The following is a 26,021-nucleotide window of genomic DNA, read 5'->3' on the forward strand; positions in this document are numbered from 1 at the left end:
CGCCATCGGTGGGCGGCCTTTTCACCGGGGGCGCTGTGGAGCAACTTCTATTTGCAGGCGGAACCATCGTCGCAGGCGTCTTCGGCTGCGTTGCCTGGTTCTGGGGGTCGAACTGGGTGCTCGACGGCCTTTATCCGCCGCGTGGAGTGGATGCGGGGCGCAACATTCTGCGCGCCAACATGATCCGCCCCTGGCTGTTCATCGGCCCGGCAGTTCTGTTCCTGTCGCTCTACCTCGTCTACCCCGTCGTCAACTCGGCCTGGCGCAGCCTGCTGGATGCCGACAGCCGGGCCTTCGTCGGGCTCGACAACTACCGCTGGCTGATGGGCGACGTAAAGTTCCGCGAGTCGATCTTTAACAACATGCTCTGGCTCTTGGTCGTGCCCGCCGCCTCGACCTTCTTCGGGCTGCTGGCCGCGCAGGTGACCGACCGCATCCGCTGGGGCAATGCCGCGAAAAGCTTCATCTTCATGCCCATGGCGATCTCCTTCGTCGGTGCGGGCGTGATCTGGAAGTTCATCTACGACTACCGCGCCGAAGGGCAGGAGCAGATCGGCCTGCTGAATGCTATCTGGACTTCGCTTGGCCACCCGCCCGAGACTTGGCTGACGCTGCCCTTCTGGAACAACTTCTTCCTCATGGCGGTGCTGATCTGGATTCAGACGGGTTTCGCCATGGTGATCCTGTCGGCCGCACTACGCGGCATTCCCGAAGAGACGATCGAGGCCGCGATCCTTGATGGCGCCAATCCCTGGCAGCTCTTTTTCAAGATCAAGGTGCCGCAGATCTGGGGCACAATTGCCGTGGTCTGGACGACCATCACGATCGTCGTGCTCAAGGTCTTCGATATCGTCTTCGTCATGACCAACGGCCAGTGGGGCACGCAGGTGCTGGCTAACCTGATGTATGACTGGATGTTCCGGGGCGCGCCCGATTATGGCCGTGGTTCGGCGATTGCTATCGTGATCATGGCGCTGGTGACGCCGATCATGATCTGGAACATCCGCAACGCCCGCCGGGAGATGCTGTGATGAGCGCGATTGCAGGCACCAAGGCGCGGCTGGTCTGGGTGGTCAATCTGGCGGCGCTGGCGCTTGTGCTGCTCTGGACGATACCGACCTTCGGCTTGCTGGTGTCCTCGTTCCGTGACCGCGACCAGATCGCCAATTCCGGCTGGTGGCGCGCGAGTATGTCATCCGAGGCCACAAGTTTCGTGCGCGCGGGAACCGCCGCCGATCAGGCGCAGGAGGGCGAACTATGGGTCACCGCGGGCAATGTGCTGACCGAGGGCCAGAACCTGAGCGCCTGGGGCACGAATTCGCGCGATCCGGCGGCTTACGCGCCCGGCGACGTGGCCGAGTTGAAGGACGGGCAGGCGCTGAGCGTGGCCGAAGACGGCACCTACCGGCTGACCTCGCCCACCGAATTCACCGATCAGCGCGGGATGCGGATCTTCCTGACCACCACCGCGCCGCCGAAATTTACGACCGGGAACTATGCCCGCGTCATCGGGGCCGAGGGGCTGGGGCAGGCCTTCATCAACACCTTCACCGTGACCATCCCGGCCACCATCATTCCCATCCTGATCGCGGCATTTGCCGCCTACGCACTGGCGTGGATGGAGTTTCCGGGACGCGCCTTGTTGATCGCCGGTGTCGTCGGCCTGTTGGTCGTGCCGCTGCAACTGGCGCTGATCCCGCTGTTGAAATTCCACAACGAGATCGGCCTCGGGAAGGGCTACATGGGGATCTGGCTGGCCCATACGGGCTTTGGCCTGCCGCTCGCGATTTACCTGTTGCGCAACTACATGGTCGGCCTGCCGCGCGAGATCATCGAGAGCGCCCGCGTCGATGGCGCGACCGAGTTCCAGATCTTCCGCCGCATCATCCTGCCGCTCAGCTTCCCGGCGCTGGCCTCGTTTGCGATCTTCCAGTTCCTCTGGGTCTGGAATGACCTTCTGGTTGCCACCGTCTTCCTCGGCAACCGTAAGGAGCAGTTGGTGATGACCGGCGTGCTACGCGAACTTCTAGGCTCGCGCGGTGGCGATTGGGAGATCCTCGCGGCTTCGGCCTTCATCTCGATTGCGGTGCCGCTGATCGTCTTCTTTGCAATGCAGAAATACCTGGTGCGCGGCCTGCTGGCCGGCTCGGTGAAAGGTGGCTGATGAACGTACTTCGGAAAGACCAGGATTGGTGGCGTGGCGCGGTGATCTACCAGATCTATCCGCGCAGCTTTCAGGACAGCAATGGCGATGGGGTAGGCGATCTTCTCGGCGTTGTCCGGCGCCTGCCGTATGTCGCCAGCCTCGGCGTCGATGCGATCTGGATTTCGCCCTTCTTCACCTCGCCCATGCGGGATTTCGGCTATGACGTTTCAGACTATTGCGACGTCGATCCGATGTTCGGCTCTCTCGCCGATTTTGATCAGGTGATTGCCGCCGCCCATGCGCTTGGGCTCAAGGTGATGATTGACCTTGTGCTGAGCCACACCTCGGACCAGCACCCATGGTTCAAGGAAAGCCGGTCTAGCCGCGAGAATGACAAGGCTGATTGGTATGTCTGGTCCGACCCCAGGCCTGATGGTACGCCGCCCAACAACTGGTTGTCGATCTTTGGCGGACCGGCGTGGCACTGGGATACGCGGCGCGAACAGTATTACCTGCACAACTTCCTGATCCAGCAGCCCGATCTGAACTTCCATTGCGCCGCCGTTCAGCAGGAATTGCTGGCGGTCGCCAAGTTCTGGCTAGAGCGCGGGGTGGATGGCTTCCGCCTCGATACGATCAACTTCTACATGCATGACGAGCAGCTGCGCGACAATCCGCCCCTGCCGGTGGCCGAGCGTAACGATCAGACGGCGCCCAAGGTGAACCCCTACAATCACCAGCGCCACATCTACGACAAGAACCACCCGAAGAACATTGAATTCCTTCGGAAATTGCGCACGCTCATGAATGGCTACAATGCCGCTGCCGTGGGCGAGGTGGGCGATAGCCAGCGCGGGCTCGAGATCTTGGGCGAATACACCTCGGGCGAGGACCGGATGCAGATGTCCTATGCGTTCGAACTTCTGTCCGGCCATTCGCCGCTATCGGCACAGTTCATCTCCGACACTTTCGCACATCTTGATCGCGTGGCGCCGCAGGGTTGGGCCTGCTGGGCCTATTCCAACCACGATGTCGTCCGTCATGTCTCGCGTTGGGGGCTGACACCAGCAGGCGCAAGAGCGTACGCGACACTTTTGATGTGCCTCAAGGGGTCGGTCTGCCTGTATCAGGGCGAGGAACTGGGCTTGCCGGAGGGGGAGATTGCCTATGAAGACTTGCAAGATCCCTATGGCAAGGAGTTCTGGCCCGAGTTCAAAGGCCGCGATGGCTGCCGCACTCCAATGGTCTGGGAAAAGGACGCGGCCTATGCCGGGTTCTCGACCGCGCGGCCTTGGCTGCCGGTGCCCTCGGTGCATCACTATAGCGCCGCAGACACGGCCGAGCATGACCCGGCAGCGCTTTTGCATCACTATCGCCGGGTCATCGCGTTTCGCAAGCAGCACAACGCTTTGCGCGTAGGTTCGATGAAACAGGTTGAGGTTCAGGGCGAGGTCATTCGCTTCCTGCGCGAGACCGCGGACGAGACAATCCTGTGTATCTTCAATCTCTCGGACCACCCCGTCGATACGGTGGTGCCTGCAGGCGACTGGATAACCATCGCCGGCGAGATCGGCTCAACGCGTCCCTTGCCCGATCACACGCTTCACCTCGGCCCGTGGCAGCCCAGCATCCTGCTTTTGAACCCCGGAGGCCGACATGGCTGACCTTTCGCTCAGGCAAGTTGCCAAGTCCTATGGCGAGGTGAATGTCCTGAAGGATATCGACCTCGAGATTGCGGCGGGGGAGCTGATCGTGTTCGTCGGACCCTCGGGCTGCGGGAAATCGACGCTGCTGCGCATGATTGCGGGGCTTGAGCGGATCAGCGGGGGCGATGTGTTCATCGACGGCCAGCGCATGAATGACGTTCCGCCCGCGCAGCGCGGCATCGCGATGGTGTTCCAGTCCTACGCGCTTTATCCGCATATGACGGTGCGCGAGAACATGGTCTTTGCCCTCAAGATCGCCAAGAAACCGCAGGCCGAGATCGACGCAGCGGTCGAAAATGCCGCGCGCATCCTGCAACTGACGCCCTATCTCGACCGGCTGCCCAAGGCGCTCTCTGGCGGGCAGCGGCAGCGCGTGGCGATCGGGCGGGCCATCGTGCGCGACCCCAAGGTGTATCTGTTCGACGAGCCGCTCTCGAACCTCGACGCGGCGCTGCGGGTGGCGACGCGCATCGAGATCGCGCAGCTCAAGGAGGCCATGCCGGAGCGCACGATGATCTATGTCACCCACGATCAGGTCGAGGCGATGACGCTGGCTTCGCGCATCGTGGTGCTGGCCAACAAGGGCATCGCGCAGGTCGGCTCGCCGCTGGAGCTTTATGAACGCCCGAACAGCGAGTTTGTCGCGCAGTTCATCGGCTCACCGGCCATGAACCTGCTGCCCGGTGAAATTGTCGAAACCGGAGATGTCACCACCATTCGTCTGCAAAACGGCGGCACCGCGCGATCACATGTGCCGACGCGCGACACCGACATGGGGTTGCAGGTCAATATCGGCGTGCGCCCCGAGGATTTCGTGCCCGCGCAGGGCGAGGGGATCTACACCGGCACCGTCGATATCGTCGAGGCCTTGGGCGAGGTGACCTTGCTCTACTTCACCCATCCCGAGGGCGCCCCGGCGATCATCGCCAAGCTGCCGGGAATTCACAGCGACCTGCGCCGCCGCCAGGTGACGCTTGGCGCGGATCCGGCCAAGGTCCACCTTTTCGCCGGTGGGCGGTCGCTAATCTACCGCTGAGGTCGCAATCCGCGCATGGCATCCGCGCCCCCCGCGCTAAAACGGGGGAAAGGAACACGCGGAGGCCGCAATGGAAGAAACGGTTGTGCAAGCTGGTGCAGGGCGTAGGGCTCGGGGCGGTGGCGGGGCGGCGCGTCGCGCCGAGCGGACTGCGCCCAAGATCGAGTTTGCGCGCTTCATCGAGCGCAACATCCCGAATATGGAGATCCTGAACGAAGAGGCGCTCCAGATCATCGAATACAACGCCGAGACGGTGCTTGAGGAAATCGGCGTCAATTTCGTCGATAACCCCGCCGCGCTGGAGCGTTGGCGCGCCGTGGGCGCAGACGTTCAGGGTGAGCGCGTGCGCCTGCCGCGCGGTCTGGCGCGCTCGCTGTGCAAGACGGCTCCGTCGAGCTTCATCCAGCACGCCCGCAACCCCGAGCGCAACGTGACCATCGGCGGCAAGAACCTCGTTCTGGCCCCGGTCTACGGCCCGCCCTTCGTGCGCGACCGTCAGGGTGGCCGCCGCTACGCCACCATCGCCGACTTCCGCAACTTCGTGAAACTTGGCCAGATGTCGAAATGGGTTCACCATTCGGGCGGCACCGTGTGCGAGCCGACCGACGTTGCGGTGAACAAGCGCCACCTCGACATGCTGCACGCCCATATGACGCTGTCCGACAAGCCCTACATGGGTTCGGTGACCGAGCGCTCGCGCTGCGTCGACTCGGTCGAGATGTCCAAGATCCTGTTCGGCTCGGATTTCGTCGATCAGAACACGGTGATGACGTCGCTGGTGAACATCAACTCGCCGCTGACCTTCGACCCGATCATGATGGACGCGCTGGAGGTTTATGCCGCCGCGAACCAGGCCTGCATCATCTCGCCCTTCATCGTCGGCGGCGCGATGGCGCCGGTGACCGTTGCGGGCACGCTGACGCAGGTTCTGGCCGAGGTTCTGGTGGGTGTGGCTTACAGCCAGATGATCCGCCCCGGCGCGCCGGTGATCTTCGGCGCCTTCGTGACCTCGATCGACATGAACTCGGGCGCGCCGACCTTCGGTACCCCGGAAGCGGCGCAGATCACGCTTGGTGCGGGGCAGTTGGCCCGGCGTCTGGGGCTGCCCTACCGCTCGGCCGGGTCGTTCTGCGGCTCGAAACTGCCCGACGCGCAGGCGGCCTATGAAACGGCGAACAGCCTCAACATCGGCCTGCTGTCGGGCGTGAACTTCATGCTGCACGCTTGCGGTTGGCTGGAAGGCGGTCTGGTCTCGTCCTACGAGAAATACGTGATGGACGCCGATCAACTGGGCATCCTGCACCGCCTCGCCGCCGGTGTGGACATGAGCGAGAACGGCCAGGGCATGGATGCGCTGCGCGAAGTGGGGCCGGGCGGCCACTACCTCGGGTGCAGCCACACGCAAGCGAACTTCAAGACCGCGTTCTGGAAGACCGACGTGCTTGACTACAAGCCTTTCGAGACTTGGGAAGAGGAAGGCGCGCGCGACACCATGGCGCTGGCCGAAAAGCGGGTCGAGAAGATGCTGGGCGAATATCAGGCCCCGGATATCGACCCCGGCACCGCCGAGGCGCTGGCCGAATATGTGGCTAAGAAGAAGGCCGCGGAACCCGACGCCTTTATGTGATCTGAAAGGCCGGCGATCTCAGGATCGCCGGCCTTTTCGTTTAGCGGAAGGCGCGCAGGTAGTGGCGCTCGAACATGCGCTTGACCCAGTGCAGCGGCCGCAGCGCGGGCAGCACGATGTTCAACTTGCCGCGCCGGAACACCAGCATCCCCTTGTCGAGCGAATCCATGATGCAGATCAGCTCGGCCACGAAGGTCGCATCGGGCGAGCGGCCTTGCAGCACGGCGGCGATATTCGCCGCCGCCGCCTTGGCCTGCAAATCGGCCTGGTGGGCCTGCTTGGGCAGCCAGTCGGGGCCGGGGTAGCTGCCCGCATCGCCCGCAACCCAGATCGCGTCGGTTCCCTCGACCCGGCAGCCCGCATCCGCGCGCACCATCCCGCCGGGCGAGAGCGGCAGGTCGGATTGCGCGAGCCACGCGGGGCCGGTCATGCCGGGCTGGAACAGGATCAGTTCGGCCGGGATCTCGCCGCCCTCGGTCACCACGCGGTCGGGGTCGATCCGGACCATCTTGTGGCCGAGCCGCGTCTCGATCCCGCGACGCTTCATTTCGACCAGCAACCCGTCCACCGCCTTTTCGCCAAGCCGCGCGCCGGGGCGGTCCGAGGGGCTGAAGAACACCAGCTTGAAGCGGTCGCGACGGCCCTGACGGCGCAGCAACGTGTCGAGGATGAAGAGGTATTCGAACATCGGCCCGCCGCGCATCGCGCCGGGTTCATTGGGGTTCGTGGCCATGCCGATGGCGATGGTGCCGCCGTCGAGGCCCGCGAGCTTCGCGGTCATGGCTTCGGCCGCTGCGATCCCCTCGCAGGGGATGATCGCGTTCTCGATCCCCGGCAGCTTGCGGATGAAGCGCCCGCCCGTGGCAATCAGGATCTGATCTGCCGTGACCGGTCCTGCGTCGGTCTCGACGCGCTTCTCGGCGGCGCTAAGACCCGTCACCGCGGCCTTGATGAACTTGACGTTGTGGCGTTCGAAGAACCGGCGCAGCGGCAGGCGCAGATTCTCGGCCTTGCGCACACCCGCAGGGATCCAGATGCTGGAGGGAACGTAGTGCAGCTCATCGCGCGGCGAAATCACGGTAATCTCGGCCTTGACGCCTTGGCTGCGCAATTCGCGGATGGCGGTCAGGGCAGCAAAGCCCGAGCCGAGGATGACGATCTGGGACATGGTTGGCTCCGGGCTTACATTCATTGACGTGAATGTATTTCGCTGGTCGGTCAGGGACAAGCCCCGCCACTGTGGCAGTTCCGCGCAAGGGAATGCAACTTATTGGGCCGCATATTCGTATTTCCGGAAAGAACATGCTGCAAAAGGATGCCCAAGATGCAGATCGCCGCCCTTTATCTGATCACCACCGCCGTGTTTCTGTCCATCGACGCGGTCGGAATTCGCTTCATGATCAAGCCGATCTTCGATCGCCACATCGCCGAGCTTTACCCCGACGTCATGCGCGTGGGGCCCGCGGCCCTGTTCTACCTCGGCTATATCGCGGGGCTGCTTTATCTGGTGTCAGTGCCCGCATTGCGGGCGGGAAGCCCGGCATCGGCCATCCTACCGGCGATTATTTTTGGTCTGGTCGCCTATGGTACTTACGAGTTCACCAATTACGCGACCATCCGGCTCTGGTCGGTGCAGCAAGTGGTTGTTGATACGCTCTGGGGTGGTGCTCTGACCGGGTTCTCGGCCTGGGCCGGCTTGGCCGCGCTGCGTGCCTTCAGCCCTGCGGCATGAGGCTGTCGATCGCATTACGCAGGCTGGCCGAGGTGGGCTTGACGAAGGCGCCGTAGGTTCCGACCACGCGCCCGTCCGGCCCGATGAGCACCTTGTTGAAGTTCCAGCTGGGGGTGAAGTCTTCGGTGTCGCGCAGCCAGGCGTAAAAGGGATGCACCTCCCCCTTGGCGACGTGCAGGATGTCGGTCATCGGCAGATCGAGGCCGAAGTTCAGCGCGCAGTAGCTTTTGGCCTCCTTCGCCGTCGCCAGTTCCTGGTCGAAATCATTCGAGGGCACGGCGATTACGATCAGCCCCTTGGGGCCAAGTTCCTCATGTAGATCCTGGAGCGTTTCAAGCTGCGGAGCAAAGCCGCACAGCGAGGCTGTGTTCGTCACCAGAACCGTATGGCCCGCCCAATCCGCCGTGTCGATCTCGCCGCCATCGGCCGAAGGGAAGGTGAAGCGCGGCATCGGCTCGCCCGCCAGCGCGGGCAGGGCGGCGGCAACAAGGGTGAGGCTCAGGAAGGTCCGGCGAAGCATGGCAATCCTCATGTGACAAGGCGGCGGGTCAGGCGAAGGCCCAGAGCATAGGGCAATATCCGCAGCAGTTTAAGCAAGGTCGTGAAGCGTCTGGGGAAATGTGTCTCAAATCCGGGGCGGTCAAGGCCGTGCAGGATTGTTCGGGCCGCTTGGTCCGGGGTCAGCAGCGCAGGCATGGTGAAATCGTTGCGCGCAGTCATCGGCGTGTCCACGAAACCCGGTGAAATCAGGCGGATATCGAGGTCGGGCAGTTCCGCGCGAAGGCTCTCGGCCAGGTTGATGACACCGGCCTTGCTGGCCGAATACAGCTGACCCTTCGGCAGGCCGAAATAGCCCGCGACCGAGCCGCAGAGCGCCAGCTGTCCGCCCGGTCGCAACAGGCGGGGCGCGATCTGCGCGAGATGAAATGACCCGAGCAGGTTGACGCGCAAAAGCTCTTCCGCGCGGATCGGGTCGAGATCAAGCACCATGCCCGGATCGTAAAGCGCCGCGAGGTTGACGATCCGGTCGAGCGGCCCGCCGATCGCCTCTGCCGCAGCCATGATCGAGGCGCGGCTACCCATATCGCAGGGCAAGGCCTGTACGTCGGTCTCATCGGCCAGCGCCTGAAGCCGCTCGGTGCCGCGGGCCGAGACGATCACTCGCGCACCGCGCGCAGCATAAGCTCGCGCAAGGGCCGCCCCGATCCCCGAGCTTGCCCCGATGATCCAGATCTTCTCAGCCATGAGACATCCGGAACTGGACAACATCGGTGCGCCGGGTCGAGAAGCTGGCGATGCAGGCCGCCAGATAGGCGCGCCAGATGCGGATGAACCCCTCGTCAAAGCCAAGTGCGCGCACGTCGGCCAGACGGTCCTCGAACCGGGCAAGCCAGTCGCGCAGGGTGCGTGCATAATCCTGACCGAAGCCAAAGCTATCCTCGATGCGTAGTCCGGCGCGTTCGGCCTCGGCGCAGAAACGGGTGGGGGTGGGCAACATGCCGCCCGGGAAGACGAAACTGCGGATCATGTCGGCGCTGCGGCGGTAGCTGTCGAAATGCGGCTCGTCGATCGTAATGGTCTGCACAACGGCGCGACCGCTTTGCGAAAGGGCCTGACGGAGTTTGGCGAAATAGGCGGGCCAGAACTCTTCGCCCACGGCTTCGAACATCTCGATCGAGACGATGTGGTCGAACTTGCCGTTCTCGTGCCGATAGTCCTGCAGTGCGATTTCAGCGCCCCGACCCAGACGGTTGCGCGCGAAATCGGCCTGTTCGGTGGACAGGGTCAGACCCTTGATGCCGTAATCGCCGCGCATCAAGGCCCGTTCGGCGAAGCCGCCCCAGCCGCAGCCGATCTCCAGAATGCGCCCGGATGGTCGGTCCAACTGCTCAAGGATCCGGTCATATTTGCGCAGTTGCGCGCTGTGCAGATCGTCGTTCTGGTCAAATAGCGCAGAGGAGTAGGTCATGCTCGGATCGAGCCAAAGCCGGTAGAACGCGTTGCCCAGATCGTAATGCGCATGGATGTTACGCCGCGCACCCTCGGGCGTGTTGCGCTGAAAGCGGTAGAGGAAGTGCAGAAGCCGCGCGACCAGGGAATTCCCGTCGATGTAGCGGCTGAGGGTATCATCGTTCATCAGCGCAAGCGTCATCAGCGCAGCAAGATCGGGACTGTCGAGCAACCCATCGCGATAGGCTTCGGCGAAGCCCACGTCGCCTTTCGCGGCGATGGCGGTGATGGCGCGGGGATGGTGGATCGTCAACTCAGCCGCCGGTCCCTGCCTTGGGCCAGCGAAGGAATGCGTCCGGCCGCCTGGCAGCGTCAGGAGCAAGCTGCCGCAGCCCATGCGCTCAAGCGTGGACAGAAAACGGGTTTCGATCTGGCGTTCAAACATGCTCGTGACCTTCTGCGGTGCTGGTACGGCGGGCGAGCTGTCGGGGGTGGGCGTGATAGGTCAGCCCCCGGAAGATGATCTGCGCGGCCTGCCAGTGAATCAAGGAAATAACGCGTTCGGGCTGGAATGGATGGCGCCAGGCCGCTCTGCGCGCCGTGCTGCTCGTCAGCGGGCGGGTGTGTCCTGCCAGTGATGTGCCCAGTCGGGTAGAGCCGTTCGACCAGTCCACGAAGGCTCCAAACCGCCCGTCGGTCGTGTCGAAGCGGAAGGTGTAGCTGCCCTCGCGCGGCAAGAAGGGCGAGACGTGAAACAGCTTTTCACCGCTGATCCGGTCGCCTGCCTCGATGGGGGCGCCGTCGGGGTGGCGGATCAGGTAACAGTGCCGCTCTCCGAAGGTCGAGGACACCTCGGCGATGACCGCGCGCAGACCGCGCGTGTCGCGGGCCAGCCAGAACGAGACCGGGTTGAACCCCCAGAAAGCCGAGCGGGGAAGGGTGACCAACACGATCTGCAACCCCGCCATGCCTAACAAACCTTCGGCCCAGGTCCGCAGGCTCGATCCGTCCAGCGGGCCGTAGTCGTGCCGCCGCAAGCGCCAAAATCCGGGGCGATCCACGGCAATCGGGGCGGTTCCGGCATCGATCTGGTCGATGTCCACGGCGATATAGTGAGCGTGATAGGTGAAGTCGCGCCGTCCACCGCGCAGCACCGCATCCCCCGAGCGCCCGTGCCAGATCCGTGCTGCGATCACTGCGCCATCCCAGATGCTCATTCCGCGGCCTCCAGCAGTTGCGGCGCGGGGGCGCTTTGCTCGACCCAGGGGTCGGGGCCAAGGGGCCAGTCGAGGCCCATGCCCTGCGCCACGCGTAGCGCGGAAAGAAGCCCGTCTTCGTGAAAGCCATAGCGCGTCCATGCACCCGCGAACCAAAGCCCGCCATGCCCCTGAATTTCGGGCAGGCGCGCCTGCGCCGTAATCGCGGCATGGTCGAATTGCGGATGGGACAGCCAGCAGTCGTCGTGGACTTGCGCGGGTTCGCGTTCGGGGTTGAGGGTGACGATCAGCGGCTTCGGCGTCTTGAGCCCTTGCAGCAGGTTCATCCAGTAGCTCAGGCTGACCGGGCGGTCATGCGGGATCGCCTCGCCTCGCGTGACGTAGTTCCATGATGACCATGCGGCACGCCGGCGGGGCATGAAGTTGGCGTCCGAGTGCAGCACGACCCGATTTGGCTGCGTGCGGAACGCGCCGAGGATCTCTCGCTCCGCTGCCGTGGGGTCGGTAATCATCGCCAGCGCCTGGGGTGCATGGCAGGCGAATACCACGCGATCGAAGCGATGCACCCCCGAGGCGGAATGCAGGCTGATGCCGCCCGCTTCGCGCAGGACGCGTCGCACCGGATCGGAGAGGTTCACCCGCGCATCGGTCACCGACAGAAGTCGCTCGACATAGCTGCGTGCGCCGCCCTCGACGGTGTACCATTGCGGATGGCTTGCCACGCTCAGCAGGCCGTGGTTGTCGAAGAAACGCACGAAGGGCGCGGCGGGAAAGTCAAGCATCCCGCGGGTGGGCGTGGACCAGATTGCCCCCGAAATCGGCAAGAGGAACCGGTCGCGGAAGCTGCGGCCCAAGTGCATTTCATCGACCATCTGCCCCAAGGTCAGATCGCTGTTGGCGTAGTCGGTGGCCCCCCGGAAAAAGCGGAGCGCGTCGCTCAACAGGCCCAGATGTCCGGGATCAACCGCGCGCCGCCATTGCGCGAAAAGCGCGGGCAGGGTGCGCGTGCCGAATTCATAGCGCCCCCCGCCGAACGAGGCAGAAAACGACATATCCGTGGGTTTCAACTGAACGCCCAGATGCTGCATGAGGGGCATGAACAGCCGGTAGGTGCGTGGATTGCAGACGATGAAGCCGGTGTCCACGGACACCCCGAGCGCCTCGCGGGTGCGGCTGTGGCCGCCCGGGCGGCCTTCGGCCTCAAAAAGGGTCACGTCATGGTGCGGGGCCAAGAGCCAGGCCGTCCCGAGGCCTGCGATGCCGCTGCCGATGACTGCCACGCGTTCGCGCGGGGGGCCATAACTTCCCTGAAACTCGAAGAAGCGCATCTGATCTCCCTTCCTGTTAGGAAAGAAGACGGGGGCCGTGCGCAAAAAGTTGCGCGCCTTGCAGAAAAAATCAGATGCGGACCATCGGGGCGGCAGCGACCAGCGGGCCAGTGGCCACGCCGGTGGGCGAGCCGCCAAGTGGCTCGTCGGTGATCGCCATGGTGGCGCTTGCCACCAGGGCGCGCAGCTCGGCCGGGATTGGCATCGCCGCCTGGCCCTCGCGCGGCATCACCCCAAGCGAAATCGGCGCGCCGCCCCCTGCAATCAGCCAGAGTTCAAAGTCGCGCCCCTCGCGCGGTGGTGCGCCAGCCATCGACACGCGCATCTCGCCCTTGTCGGCGTCGTAAAGCGCGGCAAGCCGGACGCCCTCGTCCGAGGTCATCTCGGCCACATATAGCGGGCCTTGTGGCGCGCGATCCATCCAGCCGATCAGCGCAACGACACTGAGCGCGACGGCGATAGCCGGGCCAAGCCAGCGCCAGTAAGACCGAGCCGCCGGTTCGAAAAGCCGCCGCTCGATCCCGCGCCAGACGCGGGCGGGTGGAGGCGAAGGCAGAACATCTGCCACGAGGGGGGACATCTGCGCCTCCCAGGCGGTAACCTCCTGCACCAGTTCCGGTTCATGCAGCAGGCGCTCGGCAAAAATCACCCGTTCGGGGGCGGGCAGGACACCCAGCACATATTCCGCGGCCAGCAGGCTGTCGTTTGAGGTCACACTCATCTGCTCAAACACTCCCGCAGAACGATCAGGCTGCGGCGCAGCCAGCTTCGCATGGTGTTGAGAGGAACAGCGAAACGCTCGGCGAGTTCCAGGTAGCTTTCGCCCTCGACATAGGCGCGGCGGACCGCTTCGGCCCGGTTGGCATCCAGTTCCTGAAGACAAGCGGCGATACGCCGCCCCTCGGACGACGCCAGCACCGATTCTTCGGGGTTTGGCGCTTCGTCGGCAAGGATCTCCGCGGCCTCCATCCCCTCGGGCAGCAAGCCCGGGCGACGCTGGCGCAACCGGTCGATCGCATGGTTGCGCGCGATCGCCAGCATCCACCCAAGGGCGGTGCCGGCCTCGGCGCGAAAGCTGCCAGCCCGGTGCCAAATGCGGATGTAGATTTCCTGCAAGGCGTCCTCCGCGTCGCGTCGTTCCTTGAGGATACGCAGGCAGCAGCCGAAAAGTTGCGCAGAGCTTTGCCCGTAGAGCTTGCGAAACGCCGCGCGATCGCCAAGCGCGACGCGTGCAAGAAGCTCATCTAACGTGGTGTCCGGCATGCAACGCCCCAATATTCCAAACCAATCTAGCGCCAAGCCAGCCATCGCCAAGCGAAAACATGGCGCGCTTTCGAAACCGAGAGGGGCGGGCAGGTTAAACACCCTGCCGTGTTTTTGATCAAATTACCCGCGCGCTGAGCAGAGTCTATGCGCTAACATTTTGTTGTGCCGATACACGGGCTTTGGCTTGACAGCAATTTTGACCAAGCAGTTAATCGGCGCATTCGGAGGCCGGATGAACCGGTCCGGACGCGCCAATGCGCGTCGCTGCTAAACAGAGAGGATACCATGCATTACAGCCGATTACTGGCAAGCGCTGCGCTTGGCGCACTGCTTGTGACCGCATCGCCCGCCTCGCTCATGGCCGAAACCCCGGCGGATACGCTTGTTCAGGCCTGGTCGATCGACGATATCATCTCGCTCGATCCCGCCGAGATTTTCGAGTTCACTGCATCCGAGATCGCCGGGAACACCTATGAAACGCTGATTGGCTACGATCCGAAGGACGTCACCAACATCTTCGGCAAGGTCGCGGAAAGCTGGACGATCTCGGAGGATGGCAAGACCATCTCGTTCAAGATCAAGGAAGGCCGCAGCTTTGCCTCGGGCAACCCGATCACCGCCGAAGACGCGGTGTTTTCGCTGGTGCGCGCGGTCAAGCTAGACAAGTCGCCCGCCTTCATCCTGACCCAGTTCGGCCTGAACGCCGAGAATGTCGATCAGATGGTCGTCGCGACGGGCGATTACAGCTTCGACTTCAAGATGGACCAGCCCTATGCGCCGACGCTGGTGCTCTACTGCCTGACGGCGACCGTCGCCTCGGTCGTGGACAAGAAGGTGGTGATGGAGCACGAGGCCAACGGCGATTTCGGCTATGAATGGCTGAAGGTCAACTACGCGGGCTCGGGTCCGTTCACGATCCGCGACTGGCGCGCCAACGAGGTGGTGGTGCTGGAGCGCAACGAGAATTACGCGGGCGACAAGCCGGCGATGGCCCGTGCGATCTACCGCCACATTCCCGAAACCGCGACGCAGCGCCTGCTGCTGGAGAAAGGCGATATCGACATCGCCCGTAACCTCGCGGCCGAGGATATCGCTGCGCTGAAAGACAATCCCGATATCAAGCTTGAGAGCGGGGCGAAGGGCTCGATCTACTATCTCGGGCTGAACCAGAAGAACGAGTATCTGTCCAAGCCGCAGGTGCGTCAGGCGATGAAACATCTGGTCGATTACCAGACCATCGCCGACACGATCATGGCGGGCAAGGTCAAGGTTCACCAGGCCTTCCTGCCCGAGGGCTTCCTGGGTGCGCTGAACGACAACCCGTTCAGCCTCGATGTGGCGAAGGCCAAGGAATTGCTGGCCGAGGCCGGTGTGCCCGATGGCTTCACCGTGACCATGGACACGCGCAACACGCCCGAGATCACCGCGATGGGGCAGGCGATCCAGCAGACGATGGCCGAGGCCGGCGTCAAGCTGGAACTGATCCCGGGTGACGGTGGCCAGACGCTGACCAAGTATCGTGCGCGCAACCACGATATCTATATTGGTCGCTGGGGGCCGGACTATCAGGACCCGCACACCAACGCCGATACTTTCGCGCGCAACCCCGACAACTCGGACGAGGCGGCCTCTAAGCCGCTGGCATGGCGCAACGCTTGGGACATCCCCGAGATGACCGCCAAGGCCGATGCGGCGATGCTTGAGGCCGATCCGGCCAAGCGCGCCCAGATGTATGTCGAGTTGCAGACCGAGAGCCAGCAGGCCTCGCCCTTCGTGATCATGTTCCAGGAAATCGAGGTTTCCGGCATGCGCAAGAACGTCGATGGCTTCATCATCGGCCCGTCGTTCAACGACAACTCCTTCGCGCATCTGACGAAGTAAGACATGACGACACTCACCCAGAACAGGGGGCGCCGCGGCGCCCTCTGGCTGCGGCGGGCCGTAGGCCTGCTTGCGACCGTCGCCGCGACATTCTTCGGGCTCTTGCTCGTGACCTTTCTGATCGGGCGGATCGTGCCGGTTGATCCGGTGCTGGCGGTCGTGGGCGACCGCGCGCCGCAATCGGTCTATGACAAGGTGTTCCACGAGCTTGGCCTTGACCGCCCGCTGTGGGAGCAGTTCTGGATGTGGCTCCAGAAAGTGGCGACCGGGGATTTCGGGACCTCCTTCCTGACCAAGAAACCCATCGTCGAGGATATCCGCCGGGTGTTTCCGGCGACGCTGGAACTGGCGACCGTCTCGATCATCATCGGCACGCTGGTGGGCGTGCCCGCCGGGGTCTGGGCCGCCGTGCGGCAGGGCCGTTGGGCAGACCAGCTTGTGCGCGTGCTTGGCCTTGTGGGCTATTCGGCGCCGATCTTCTGGCTTGGGCTGCTGGGTCTTTTGATCTTCTATGCCAAGCTCGGGGTCGTGGCGGGGCCGGGGCGGATCGACATCGCCTATGAATACAGTTTCACGCCCGAGACCGGGCTTTACCTGTGGGATACGGCGCGGCAGGGCGCATGGGACGCCTTTGGCAATGCCTTCTCGCATATCATTCTGCCCGCGTCGCTTCTGGGCTATTTCTCGATGGCCTATATCTCGCGCATGACGCGCAGCTTCATGCTGGCCGAGCTGGGGCAGGAATATATCGTCACCGCACGGGTCAAGGGCGTGCCCGAGTGGCGGATCATCTGGGTCCACGCGCTCCGCAATGCGGCGGTGCCGCTGGTGACGGTGATCGCGCTCAGTTACGCCGGTCTGCTCGAAGGCTCGGTCCTGACCGAGACGGTCTTCGCCTGGCCCGGTCTGGGCCAATACCTGACGAACTCGCTGCAAAACGCCGACATGAACGCCGTGCTTGGGGGCACGCTTGTAATCGGCGCAATCTTCGTGGGGCTGAACCTTTTGTCCGACCTTCTCTATTCGATGCTCGATGCGCGCGTGCGGAGGGGATCATGACCACCCGCGCATGGCTTTTATCCGAGCAACCCGCTTCGCGTCGGCAGGCCCGGCTGGGGCAGGCCTATCGCACCTGGCTTGCCTTTCGCGCCAACTGGCTCGCGATGGTCGGGCTGGCGATCGTGGTGGCGCTTGTCGTTGTCGCGGCGCTGGCCGATGTTCTGGCGCCCTATAACCCGATCCTGGGGCAGGATCTGAACACCACCCGCCTGCTGCCGCCACTGTCGCCGGGGCACCTGTTGGGCACCGACGATCTGGCGCGCGATATCCTGTCGCGCCTGATCCACGGCACGCGGCTGACGCTGATGGTCGTGGTGCTGGTTGCGCTGATCGCCACGCCGATCGGGCTGCTTGTCGGCACGACCGCTGGCTATTTCGGCGGCTGGATCGACACGGTCCTGATGCGTCTGACCGATATCGTCCTGGCCTTCCCGCGCCTGATCCTTGCGCTGGCCTTCGTGGCCGCCCTTGGGCCGGGGATCGAGAACGCGGTCATCGCCATCGCGATCACCTCCTGGCCGCCCTATGCGCGCCTCGCGCGGGCCGAAACACTGACCGTGCGCAACTCGGATTTCATCGCGGCGACGCGGTTGCAGGGCGCGTCCTCGGCGCGGATCATCTGGAAACATATCGTTCCGCTGTGCATGTCCTCGGTGATCATCCGGGTCACCTTGGATATGGCCGGGATCATCCTGACAGCGGCGGGCCTTGGCTTTCTGGGCCTTGGCGCGCAGCCGCCTCAGCCCGAGTGGGGGGCGATGATCGCGGGTGGGCGGCGCTTCCTGATCGACCAGTGGTGGGTCGCGACCATGCCCGGCATCGCTATCTTCATCGTCTCGCTTGGCTTCAACCTGCTGGGGGACGGCCTGCGTGACGTGCTTGATCCGAAGGGGCGCAAATGAGCTTGCTGAATGTCGAGAACCTGCGCGTGACCTTTCCGACCCGTCAGGGCCCGGCCGAGGTCGTGCGCGGCGTCAGCTTCACCCTCGGGCGCGAGCGGCTGGGGATCGTGGGCGAATCCGGTTCGGGCAAGTCGCAGACCGGGCGCGCGATCCTTGGCCTGACGCCGCATCCAGGTACCGCCACCGCCGACCGGCTGGAGTTCGACGGGATCGACCTGCGCGGCCTCTCGGCGCGGCAATGGCGCGGCCTGCGCGGCAAGCGCATGTCGATGGTGATGCAGGACCCCAAGTTCTCGCTCAACCCGGTGATGGCGGTGGGCAAGCAACTGATGGAGGTTCTGCGCACCCATGGCGCCTCGCGCGCCGAGGCACGCCGCGCCGCGCTAGAAATGCTGGAAGCCGTGCAGATCCGCGACCCCGAGCGCGTCTTCCGCGCCTATCCGCATGAGCTGTCGGGCGGCATGGGCCAGCGCGCGATGATCGCGATGATGCTGGTCTCCGCGCCCGACTTGCTGATCGCGGATGAGCCGACCTCGGCGCTGGATGTGACGATCCAGATCGAGGTGCTGCGCATCCTCGACCGGCTGGTGCAGGAACGCGGCATGGGGCTGATCTTCATCAGCCATGACCTGCGGCTGGTCTCAAGCTTCTGCGACCGGGTTCTGGTGATGTATGCGGGCCGCGTGGTCGAGGAACTGCGCGCCTCGGATCTGTCGCAAGCGCGCCATCCCTATACGCAGGGGCTGCTGAACTGCCTGCCGCAGATCGACGGCGACCGGCGCCCGCTGCCGACGCTTGACCGTGACGCATCCTGGGCCGAGTGAGGGTATCATGCTGGATGTCAAAGACCTCGAAGTTACTTTCACCCGCGGGGTAGAGCAGGTCCACGCCGTGCGCGGCGTTACCTTTCGCGTCGAGAAGGGCGAAAGCTATGGGATCGTCGGCGAAAGCGGCTCGGGCAAATCGACCGTCCTGCGCGCGATCTGCGGGCTTGCACCCACAAGCGGCGGCGAGATCGCGTTCGAGGGCAGCCCCTTGCCGACACCGCGCGATGCGGCCTTCTACCGGCGCGTCCAGATGGTGTTCCAGGACCCCTACGCCTCGCTCCACCCGCGCCACACAGTCGACTCCGTCCTGTCCGAGCCTCTGGCCATTCAGGGCTTCGACGATCGCGAGAACCGCATCGAGCGCGCGCTGGAAGAGGTCGGCCTGGGGCAGGGGTTCCGCTTTCGCTACCCGCACCAGCTTTCGGGCGGCCAGCGCCAGCGCGTGGCGGTTGCACGCGCGCTGATCCTTGAACCCGAGATCCTGCTGCTGGACGAGCCGACCTCGGCCCTCGACGCCTCGATCCAGGCCGAGGTGCTGAACCTGCTCGACCGGCTGAGGGTCGAGCGCGGGCTAACCTATATCCTCGTGTCGCATGACCTCGCCGTAGTCTCGCATATGTGCGAGCGGCTGCTGGTCATGCAGCACGGGCAGGCGGTCGAGGAATTGGCGCGCGACGCCCTACGCGCCCGCGCCGCCCGGACAGATTACACCCGCCGGCTGCTGCAAGCCTCGGTCGGCTATTCACGCGAGGATGCGGCATGAGCGCGCCAGTTCCGGTATTCGACGGCCACAACGATTTCCTGCTGCGCCTGCTGCGCGACCCCGCGCGGCGCGAGGCCACCTGGCTGACCGGGACCGGCGAGGGGCATCTCGACCTGCCGCGGATGCGGGCAGGGGGCTTTGTCGGTGGCTTCTTCGCGGTCTATATCCCTTCGCCGCAGGCCCATGACGATCCGGATTTCGATGCGATCATGCGCAACCCGCCGTTCAGCCTGCCGCTGCCCGATCTGATCGGGCAGGCCGAGGCGCTGCCCGTCGCCATGGCGATGGTGGGGCATCTGATGTGGATGGAGCGGACAGGGCATCTGGCGATCTGCCGCTCGGTCGCTGATATCCGTGCGGCGATAGCGGCAGGCAAGATCGCCGCTATTCTGCATTTCGAAGGGGCCGAGCCGATCGGTGCCAACCTCGATGCGCTGCATGTCTGGCACGCGATGGGGCTGCGCAGCCTTGGGCCGGTCTGGTCGCGTCCGACCGTCTTCGGCCATGGCGTGCCCTTCGCCTTCCCCTCGGGGCCCGATACGGGCGAGGGGCTGACCCCGGCGGGCAAGGCGCTTGTGCGCGAATGCAACGCGCTGCGCATCATGCTGGATCTGAGCCATCTGAACGAGAAGGGCTTTGACGATATCGCCGCGCTTTCGGATGCGCCGCTCGTCGCCACTCACTCCAACGCCCATGCCATCACGCCCTCGTCGCGCAACCTGACGGACCGGCAGCTTGCGGTGATCCGCGAGAGCGACGGCATGGTGGGGCTGAACTACGCCTCGGGCTTCCTGCGTCCCGACGGGATCGGCGATCCCTTCACCGGGTGGGAGCCCGTCTTGCGCCACCTCGATCACCTGATCGCGCATCTGGGCGAGGACCGCGTTGGCCTTGGTTCGGATTTCGACGGCGCGACCATGCCCGCCGATCTGGGCGATGCGGCGGGCCTGCCGCGCCTGATCGACGCGCTGAGCCAGCACGGATACGGCGAAGAGCTGATCGCCAAGCTTGCGCATCGCAACTGGCTGGCGGTGTTGGAGCGCACCTGGGGCGCCTGAGTCCCCGTGATTCCCCTGCGTCAATCAAATGTGACGGGATTTGGTCATGCGATGACCGGTTTCGGCCTTAATTTCTCCTTACTTTTGCAAAGATACAACTAAGGGTAGAAAAAGCGGTACGTGCAGTGGATGCTTCGCGCCGCATTCTTGCCTTATTCTGTACTTGGCTGCCCGGACAGACACTTGGTGGGGTGCCAGTGAAATCCCGGAAAACCCGGTCATTAGGCAAAAATTGGAGAATACAAATGAAACTGTTCAACATCAAAAATCTCGTCGCTCGCTTCCGCAAAGATGAGAAGGGCGCGACCCTGGTCGAATACGGCATCGCGCTGGTGATCGCTGTGACCGTCGGCGCTTCGATCGTCGGCATCCTTGGCGACAGCGTGTCGGCGAAGTTCGATTCGGCGAACGTCGCAGTTAACCAGTAACCCGTTTCGGTGCCGCATGCGGATGGCTCGTTTGCGGCGCCGACCTTCACTTTCGTTCTGAGTACCAACCACACCCGGAACAAACGTCATCGGAGTTAGTGGAGTTTGAAATGACCAATGTTCGCATGACTAAGTTCCGCTGTTTGGCGTTAGACGACTCCGGGGCCACCCTTGTCGAATATGCCATCGCGCTGATCATCGCGATCACCGTTGGCGCGGCGCTTCTGGGCGGCCTAGGACAAAGCGTGAGCGCGAAGTTCAGTTCCGCGAATGCGCAGTTTACTCAGTAACTTGGGCGGGCATTAACAAAGTCCGTGTAATCGGGCGTTCGGGTTGTGCCTGAAGGTCCGTTTTTTCGTCTAAAGGGCCTCCCGGTCGGCCTGCAAATGACCCGGACCAGATCAGATTTGAAAGGATCGACCCATGCGCGTTACAGCACTGCTCACCTTCGTCGCGGGCTTGGCGGTAGCCGGTGGTTCGGCCTATCTCGCTAGCGACTTCTTCCAGAACAAGTATGAACGCGAGGCCGCAGAGGCCCAACGGCTGGAACTGACCAACGTCATCGTCGCAGCTCAGGATATTCCCTTCGGCCAGACGATCGAGAGCCAGAAGGTGACCTCGATCAAATGGCCGGTCGCGGCCCTGCCGAAAGGCGCCTTCACCAGCTTTGACAAGCTTCTGCCCTCGGCCGGTCAACAACCCCGGCGGGCACGCTCAGCCTTTGCGCAGGGGGAACTGATGCTCGCCTCGAAGGTTTCTGAGTATGGCGAGAAAGTCACGATTGTTCAGACCCTTGGGGCCAACAATCGTGCAGTTTCGATCAGTGTGTCCGCAGTGACGGGCGTCGGCGGTTTCGTGACCCCGGGTGATCGCGTGGACGTGCTTCTGACCCAAGGACGCGGTGAGGAGCTCAAGACCGTTACGATCTTGCAGAACCTTCGTGTGATCGGCGTCGACCAGACGGCCAACGAAAGCACCGAGCAGGCGCAGGTGGCCCGTACGGTGACGGTCGAAGTGTCGCCGGCAGACAGCCAGAAACTTGCGCTGGCCCAGCAGGCCGGAACGCTGACCCTGGCACTGCGTACGCTGGACTCGGAAGAGGATGAACCGCTTGAGTCCATCGGTCTGAAGGACGTGCTGCGCGAACTGTCTCCGGTTCCGGAGGGCATGCCGCTCAAGACGATCACTGTGCGCCGCGGCATCGAAGCAACCGAGGCCGAAGTGCGCTGAGCCGTGATCGCAGGAGGGTGAAAATGCCGAGCGTGAAACATCATATCAGCAAATTCGCCCGCGACGAGAATGGGGTGATCATTGTCTTCTGGGCGCTGTGCCTTGTGGTCGTCCTGGGCTTTGTTGCGCTCTCCTTCGATCTTGGACGCTATGGGATTACCCGCACCGAGTACCAAGCGTTTGCTGATCATGTGGCCCTTTCGGCCGCCGGGGAGTTGGACGGCGGCACCGATGCGATCACGCGAGCGCATGCCGCCGCGGCGCTGATCGCCGACAAGCAGCACTTCGGGATCGCCGACAAGACGCTGAATGGCGGCAGCGATTATACGCTGACCTTCTTCACGGATCTTCCGGCTTCGGATGCCGCTGCGATGACGCTTCAGACCACCGATGCGACCGAGGCGGCCTATGTCCGAGCGACAGTGACGCCGACGACGGTTTTGGGCACCTTTGTCAATGCGTTCTCCTCGCTGATGGGTGGAGGCGCAATGGACGGTGATATCCAGGCCTCGGCCGTCGCAGGGTTTTCTCTTTATGTTTGCGATGTCACGCCGCTCATGTTTTGTGTTCCATCGGGCTACAAGGCCGATGCGAATATTGGTGACATGATCCTGCTGCGCTCGGGCGGGCAGGGATCCGCCTGGGGGCCGGGTGATTTCGGCTTCATCGATCCGAGCGATCTTCAGGTTGACGAAAAGGGTCCCTGTGCTGGTCTCAACGGTCAGAACCTGGCGTCGTGCCTGATCGGCGCGATCGGGAGCATCACCCGCTGCGTCAAGCAGAAGGGAATTGATACCGAGCCGGGCCAGAAACAGGGGATCGAGGACGCGGTCTTCAACGTTCGCTTCGACATCTACAAGTCGGTCATGAACGGCGAGAAGAACGATCCGGCCTACGCTCCTGCGCCGAACGTGATCAAAGGGGTCGTGCCGAATGGTGCGGGTCAAAGCTGCATTGGCCAGAATGAACAGATCTCGCCTGATACGGTCGCTTTGCCGCGCGATGACTGCTTTGCCTCTGGCACTTGCCCCTATGCGCGCATCGGGAACGGTATCTGGGCGAACGGGCGCGAAGCCTACGAGACGAAGAACTACGGCACGACGAACAAGTATCCGAATGCTGTGACCCGCTACGACTATTACCTGGCAGAGATAGATGCGTCGAAAGCCGCTAGCGGCGCTGATATTCTGAGCGGACGTGCGGAAACGGGCTTGCCGACCTGCTCAAACCAGACCCCGGCTGGTCCGGAACGGCGCGTGATCATCGCGGCAGGTGTCGATTGCACGGCGAACCCCGTGAGCGGCGCGGCAGTGGACGTTCCCGTCCAGGAATTCTTCAAGATCTTCCTTACCGAGCCAGTGGGCGATGACGGTACTTCGCCGCCGACCGTGGGTATCTGGGGTGAGATCATTGGATCGGCGAGCGATGGTTCGGGCGGTGGTACCGGCGGCCTCGTGCGCGATGTTGTGCAGTTGTACAGGTGACCGGCATGAGGCGCTTTCCATCCCTTTTAAGCCGTATCGAGCGCTTTCGCCGTGGTGAAGCCGGCGCGATCCTGGTCGAGTTTGCGATCGTGCTGCCGATGATGCTTCTGGTGTTCGCGATCATTATCGAGGGCGGGCGGCTGATGTGGTCCTACCAAAAAGCGGCTGCGGGGGTGCGTGACGCCACACGCTACCTAGCGCGTGTGGCCCCTTATAATGTTTGTGAACAGACGACTCCGACGGTCGCAAGCTACACTACGAAGCTCACCGATATCGTTGAGCTCGCCGAGGATGGCGCGGTCCTGTTCCCTTCGAGCATTACGATCAATTCGGTCACGCCTTCGGTCAACTGCCCGGGCGGAACATTCCATGGCGCTGCCGTTGCTATCGTCACGGTCACGGCCTCTATCTCAATCACCTACCCGTTCAGCGGAATCTTCACGCTGTTTGGTAACGCGCCGCCGACCAACACGACGACGATCAGCGATCAGAGCAGGGTGTACGGGTCATGATCAAGCGCCTTGCCATCCATCGCCTCAAGCAGTTTTCGCTTGAAGAAAGCGCGGCCAGCCTGATCGAGCTTGCAATCGTGATCGCGCTGTTTCTGCTGATCCTGTTCGGGTTGATCGACTATGGCCGTTTCGCTTTCCACTTCGTGACCACCGAACGCGCTATGCACGTGGCTGCGCGGATCGCGGTGGTGCGCCCTCCGGCTTGTACGGGGGTGCCAGACACCAACGAGCGTCCCGCCGTGCCCAGCACTCCTGCGCCGCAATATGGGACGAACTGCAACGCGGCGGCAAATGTGTGCAAGGTGGTTGCGGATGTCGCCTGCGACGGCAATGCCGCCAATGCGACGGCCGCGGAAATCTGGAACGTGGTGGAGCCCACCTTGCCCGGCGGGTCCACCATCGCAAATCTGCGCTTCCGCTATACCTCGGATACCGATCTGGGCTTCCTCGGCGGCCCCTATGTTCCGATCGTTACGGTTGAATTGCAAAACGTTGTATTCCAGTTCGTGACGCCGCTAGGCGCATTGGCGGCGCTCGCGACCGGGACTTCGGGCGGAAACAACCTGAACGCCGATATTCAGTTCCCGAGCATGAGCGTCTCGCTTCCGGCGGAAGATCTCAATCAAGGTAACAACGGATAAGAAAGGGGGGGGGGAAATGGCAGTTGTGAAAAAATCCATCGTCCTGGTCTCGAAAGACGCCAGTCTGAGTGCGACTATCGCCAAGGTTCTGGGCGAACTCCCCGGTGTCGCCGTCGAGGAATGCGCCGCTACGCTTTCGGACATGAACGGAAAGGCCCAGGAACTAGCGCTCGCTAGCGACCTGATTATCTTCCGCACCCAAGAGAATACTGACAACGATATCGCGGCGCTGCAGGGAATTCAGCGGGCGGGCGGCACAGCGCGTCTGCTTGCCCTAAGCGGCGATGATGTTACGCTCTCAAGCATTCGTCGGTTGATTGGCGCTGGTGTCTCGGAGGTTCTGCCTGACACGGTCAGTGCGGCCGAGCTTGATGAGCAGGTGCGCCGCCTGACCATTGGCCGCGGGCTTGCGTTGGCCGGGCCGTCGGTACGTCATGGCAAGGTGATTTCGGTGTCCAAGGCGCGTGGAGGCATCGGTGCGACAACGTTGGCAGTCAACCTTGCCGACCAGTTGCGCGGCCAAAAGCGTCTATTCCGGCGCCATGATCCGCATGACGTGGTTGTTGTCGATCTTGACCTGCAATTTGGAAATGTCGGCGGATTTCTCGATGTCGCGCCGAGCCAGGCGTTGATCCAACTGGCCAAGGAAGAAATCGATCCCGATGAAACCTTCATCGAGCAGGCCTTGCAAGTGACGCCTTCGGGCATCGCGGTTCTCGCCTCCCCGGAAGGATTTGCGCCGCTGAACGCCCTGCGTGCCAACCAGATTCATGTACTGATCGAGCGGCTACGTACCCGGTTTGACTATGTGATCGTTGATCTGCCGCGCGCGATGGTCGAATGGATTTCACCGGTGCTTGATGCGAGTGACCGGATGTATCTGGTCAGCGATACCTCGGTGCCCTGTATCCAACAGGCCCGCCGACTGATCGACTTTTATCGCGAGGAAAACCTGAGCCTCCCGATCGAGGTGGTGATCAGCCAGGAAAAGAAGCCGCTCGTCATGAGCCGCCATCACGTCGAGGCGGCCAAAGCCCTGGAACGCAAATTCCGTCACTGGCTGCCCTCTGATCGCCGCACCGCTGCCGAAGCGGTCGATCGGGGCAAGCCGCTGTCCGCCATTTCCGCGCGCTCGGGCCTGACAAAGGCAATAGGGCGCATAGCCTTTGACCTGATTGCAGAAGCAGGTTCTGGCCAGTCCGCCACCAAAGCAGATTCGTAAGGGGGT

General features: G+C 63.3%; 27 protein-coding genes. 19 read left to right on the plus strand and 8 right to left on the minus strand.

Annotated elements, in window-relative coordinates:
• Window positions 1–35 precede the first annotated feature (35 nt).
• From LZA78_RS00670 to LZA78_RS00690, 5 genes are all read left to right on the plus strand, one after another.
• Window positions 36–1,031, plus strand: coding sequence for a carbohydrate ABC transporter permease (locus tag LZA78_RS00670; protein WP_233675031.1), 996 nt, complete (start codon window positions 36–38; stop codon window positions 1,029–1,031).
• Window positions 1,031–2,164, plus strand: coding sequence for a carbohydrate ABC transporter permease (locus LZA78_RS00675; RefSeq protein WP_233675032.1), 1,134 nt, complete (start codon window positions 1,031–1,033; stop codon window positions 2,162–2,164). The genes LZA78_RS00670 and LZA78_RS00675 overlap by 1 nt, the downstream gene beginning before the upstream one ends.
• Complete coding sequence (locus tag LZA78_RS00680; protein ID WP_233675033.1) at window positions 2,164–3,810, plus strand: alpha-glucosidase; 1,647 nt, start codon at window positions 2,164–2,166, stop codon at window positions 3,808–3,810. Before LZA78_RS00675 ends, LZA78_RS00680 begins: the two co-directional genes overlap by 1 nt.
• Window positions 3,803–4,888 carry an ABC transporter ATP-binding protein gene (locus LZA78_RS00685; protein ID WP_233675034.1) on the plus strand — a complete coding sequence of 362 codons (1,086 nt, stop codon included), beginning with the start codon at window positions 3,803–3,805 and terminating at the stop codon, window positions 4,886–4,888. Before LZA78_RS00680 ends, LZA78_RS00685 begins: the two co-directional genes overlap by 8 nt.
• A gap of 70 nt (window positions 4,889–4,958) precedes the next feature.
• A complete protein-coding gene (locus LZA78_RS00690) occupies window positions 4,959–6,515 on the plus strand; it encodes a trimethylamine methyltransferase family protein (RefSeq protein WP_233675035.1) in 1,557 nt (518 codons plus the stop codon).
• A gap of 40 nt (window positions 6,516–6,555) precedes the next feature.
• Here the strand turns inward: LZA78_RS00690 and LZA78_RS00695 are convergent, their stop codons facing one another.
• Window positions 6,556–7,683 (minus strand): NAD(P)/FAD-dependent oxidoreductase, encoded by a 1,128-nt coding sequence (locus LZA78_RS00695; RefSeq protein WP_233675036.1) that lies wholly within the window; start codon window positions 7,681–7,683, stop codon window positions 6,556–6,558.
• Window positions 7,684–7,839: 156 nt separating this feature from the next.
• Here LZA78_RS00695 and LZA78_RS00700 point away from each other — a divergent pair, with 156 nt between their 5' ends.
• Complete coding sequence (locus tag LZA78_RS00700) at window positions 7,840–8,247, plus strand: DUF2177 family protein (RefSeq protein ID WP_233675037.1); 408 nt, start codon at window positions 7,840–7,842, stop codon at window positions 8,245–8,247.
• Here LZA78_RS00700 and LZA78_RS00705 read toward each other — a convergent pair.
• From LZA78_RS00705 to LZA78_RS00735, 7 genes are all read right to left on the minus strand, one after another.
• Window positions 8,231–8,767, minus strand: coding sequence for a glutathione peroxidase (locus LZA78_RS00705; protein ID WP_233675038.1), 537 nt, complete (start codon window positions 8,765–8,767; stop codon window positions 8,231–8,233). The genes LZA78_RS00700 and LZA78_RS00705 overlap by 17 nt on opposite strands.
• A gap of 8 nt (window positions 8,768–8,775) precedes the next feature.
• A complete protein-coding gene (locus tag LZA78_RS00710) occupies window positions 8,776–9,492 on the minus strand; it encodes an SDR family NAD(P)-dependent oxidoreductase (protein ID WP_233675039.1) in 717 nt (238 codons plus the stop codon).
• Window positions 9,485–10,642: an SAM-dependent methyltransferase gene (locus LZA78_RS00715; RefSeq protein ID WP_233675040.1), complete on the minus strand. Its 1,158-nt coding sequence runs from the start codon at window positions 10,640–10,642 to the stop codon at window positions 9,485–9,487. Before LZA78_RS00715 ends, LZA78_RS00710 begins: the two co-directional genes overlap by 8 nt.
• A complete protein-coding gene (locus LZA78_RS00720; RefSeq protein WP_233675041.1) occupies window positions 10,635–11,414 on the minus strand; it encodes a DUF1365 domain-containing protein in 780 nt (259 codons plus the stop codon). Before LZA78_RS00720 ends, LZA78_RS00715 begins: the two co-directional genes overlap by 8 nt.
• Window positions 11,411–12,742 carry an NAD(P)/FAD-dependent oxidoreductase gene (locus LZA78_RS00725; RefSeq protein ID WP_233675042.1) on the minus strand — a complete coding sequence of 444 codons (1,332 nt, stop codon included), beginning with the start codon at window positions 12,740–12,742 and terminating at the stop codon, window positions 11,411–11,413. Before LZA78_RS00725 ends, LZA78_RS00720 begins: the two co-directional genes overlap by 4 nt.
• A 70-nt stretch (window positions 12,743–12,812) precedes the next feature.
• The gene (locus LZA78_RS00730) at window positions 12,813–13,463 is read right to left on the minus strand and encodes an anti-sigma factor (RefSeq protein ID WP_233675043.1); all 651 of its coding nucleotides are present in this window, start codon (window positions 13,461–13,463) and stop codon (window positions 12,813–12,815) included.
• Window positions 13,460–14,005: a sigma-70 family RNA polymerase sigma factor gene (locus LZA78_RS00735; RefSeq protein ID WP_233675044.1), complete on the minus strand. Its 546-nt coding sequence runs from the start codon at window positions 14,003–14,005 to the stop codon at window positions 13,460–13,462. Before LZA78_RS00735 ends, LZA78_RS00730 begins: the two co-directional genes overlap by 4 nt.
• A gap of 288 nt (window positions 14,006–14,293) precedes the next feature.
• Here LZA78_RS00735 and LZA78_RS00740 point away from each other — a divergent pair, with 288 nt between their 5' ends.
• From LZA78_RS00740 to LZA78_RS00800, 13 genes are all read left to right on the plus strand, one after another.
• A complete protein-coding gene (locus tag LZA78_RS00740; protein WP_233675045.1) occupies window positions 14,294–15,889 on the plus strand; it encodes an ABC transporter substrate-binding protein in 1,596 nt (531 codons plus the stop codon).
• A 3-nt stretch (window positions 15,890–15,892) separates the two neighbouring features.
• On the plus strand, window positions 15,893–16,948 hold the full coding sequence (locus tag LZA78_RS00745) for an ABC transporter permease (RefSeq protein WP_233675046.1): 1,056 nt from the start codon (window positions 15,893–15,895) through the stop codon (window positions 16,946–16,948).
• On the plus strand, window positions 16,945–17,850 hold the full coding sequence (locus LZA78_RS00750; RefSeq protein WP_233675047.1) for an ABC transporter permease: 906 nt from the start codon (window positions 16,945–16,947) through the stop codon (window positions 17,848–17,850). Before LZA78_RS00745 ends, LZA78_RS00750 begins: the two co-directional genes overlap by 4 nt.
• Window positions 17,847–18,674, plus strand: a complete 828-nt coding sequence (locus LZA78_RS00755) for an ABC transporter ATP-binding protein (RefSeq protein WP_233675048.1) — start codon at window positions 17,847–17,849, stop codon at window positions 18,672–18,674. The genes LZA78_RS00750 and LZA78_RS00755 overlap by 4 nt, the downstream gene beginning before the upstream one ends.
• Before the next feature lie 7 nt (window positions 18,675–18,681).
• Window positions 18,682–19,440: an ABC transporter ATP-binding protein gene (locus LZA78_RS00760; RefSeq protein WP_233675049.1), complete on the plus strand. Its 759-nt coding sequence runs from the start codon at window positions 18,682–18,684 to the stop codon at window positions 19,438–19,440.
• On the plus strand, window positions 19,437–20,498 hold the full coding sequence (locus tag LZA78_RS00765; protein ID WP_233675050.1) for a dipeptidase: 1,062 nt from the start codon (window positions 19,437–19,439) through the stop codon (window positions 20,496–20,498). Before LZA78_RS00760 ends, LZA78_RS00765 begins: the two co-directional genes overlap by 4 nt.
• A 245-nt stretch (window positions 20,499–20,743) precedes the next feature.
• On the plus strand, window positions 20,744–20,926 hold the full coding sequence (locus LZA78_RS00770; RefSeq protein WP_233675051.1) for a Flp family type IVb pilin: 183 nt from the start codon (window positions 20,744–20,746) through the stop codon (window positions 20,924–20,926).
• Between the two features lie 110 nt (window positions 20,927–21,036).
• Window positions 21,037–21,216, plus strand: a complete 180-nt coding sequence (locus tag LZA78_RS00775; protein WP_233675052.1) for a Flp family type IVb pilin — start codon at window positions 21,037–21,039, stop codon at window positions 21,214–21,216.
• A 133-nt stretch (window positions 21,217–21,349) separates the two neighbouring features.
• Window positions 21,350–22,156 carry a Flp pilus assembly protein CpaB gene (gene cpaB, locus LZA78_RS00780; RefSeq protein ID WP_233675053.1) on the plus strand — a complete coding sequence of 269 codons (807 nt, stop codon included), beginning with the start codon at window positions 21,350–21,352 and terminating at the stop codon, window positions 22,154–22,156.
• A 23-nt stretch (window positions 22,157–22,179) separates the two neighbouring features.
• Entirely contained in the window at window positions 22,180–23,640 is a 1,461-nt protein-coding gene (locus LZA78_RS00785) for a TadE/TadG family type IV pilus assembly protein (RefSeq protein ID WP_233675054.1), read from the plus strand.
• Between the two features lie 5 nt (window positions 23,641–23,645).
• On the plus strand, window positions 23,646–24,152 hold the full coding sequence (locus LZA78_RS00790) for a TadE/TadG family type IV pilus assembly protein (RefSeq protein ID WP_233675055.1): 507 nt from the start codon (window positions 23,646–23,648) through the stop codon (window positions 24,150–24,152).
• Window positions 24,149–24,793 carry a TadE/TadG family type IV pilus assembly protein gene (locus LZA78_RS00795; RefSeq protein WP_233675056.1) on the plus strand — a complete coding sequence of 215 codons (645 nt, stop codon included), beginning with the start codon at window positions 24,149–24,151 and terminating at the stop codon, window positions 24,791–24,793. Before LZA78_RS00790 ends, LZA78_RS00795 begins: the two co-directional genes overlap by 4 nt.
• A 16-nt stretch (window positions 24,794–24,809) precedes the next feature.
• The gene (locus LZA78_RS00800) at window positions 24,810–26,015 is read left to right on the plus strand and encodes a CpaE/TadZ family protein (protein WP_233675057.1); all 1,206 of its coding nucleotides are present in this window, start codon (window positions 24,810–24,812) and stop codon (window positions 26,013–26,015) included.
• Window positions 26,016–26,021: the final 6 nt, after the last annotated feature.

Source organism: Rhodobacter flavimaris, from assembly GCF_021378075.1.
Taxonomy (GTDB): Bacteria; Pseudomonadota; Alphaproteobacteria; order Rhodobacterales; family Rhodobacteraceae; genus Rhodobacter; species Rhodobacter flavimaris.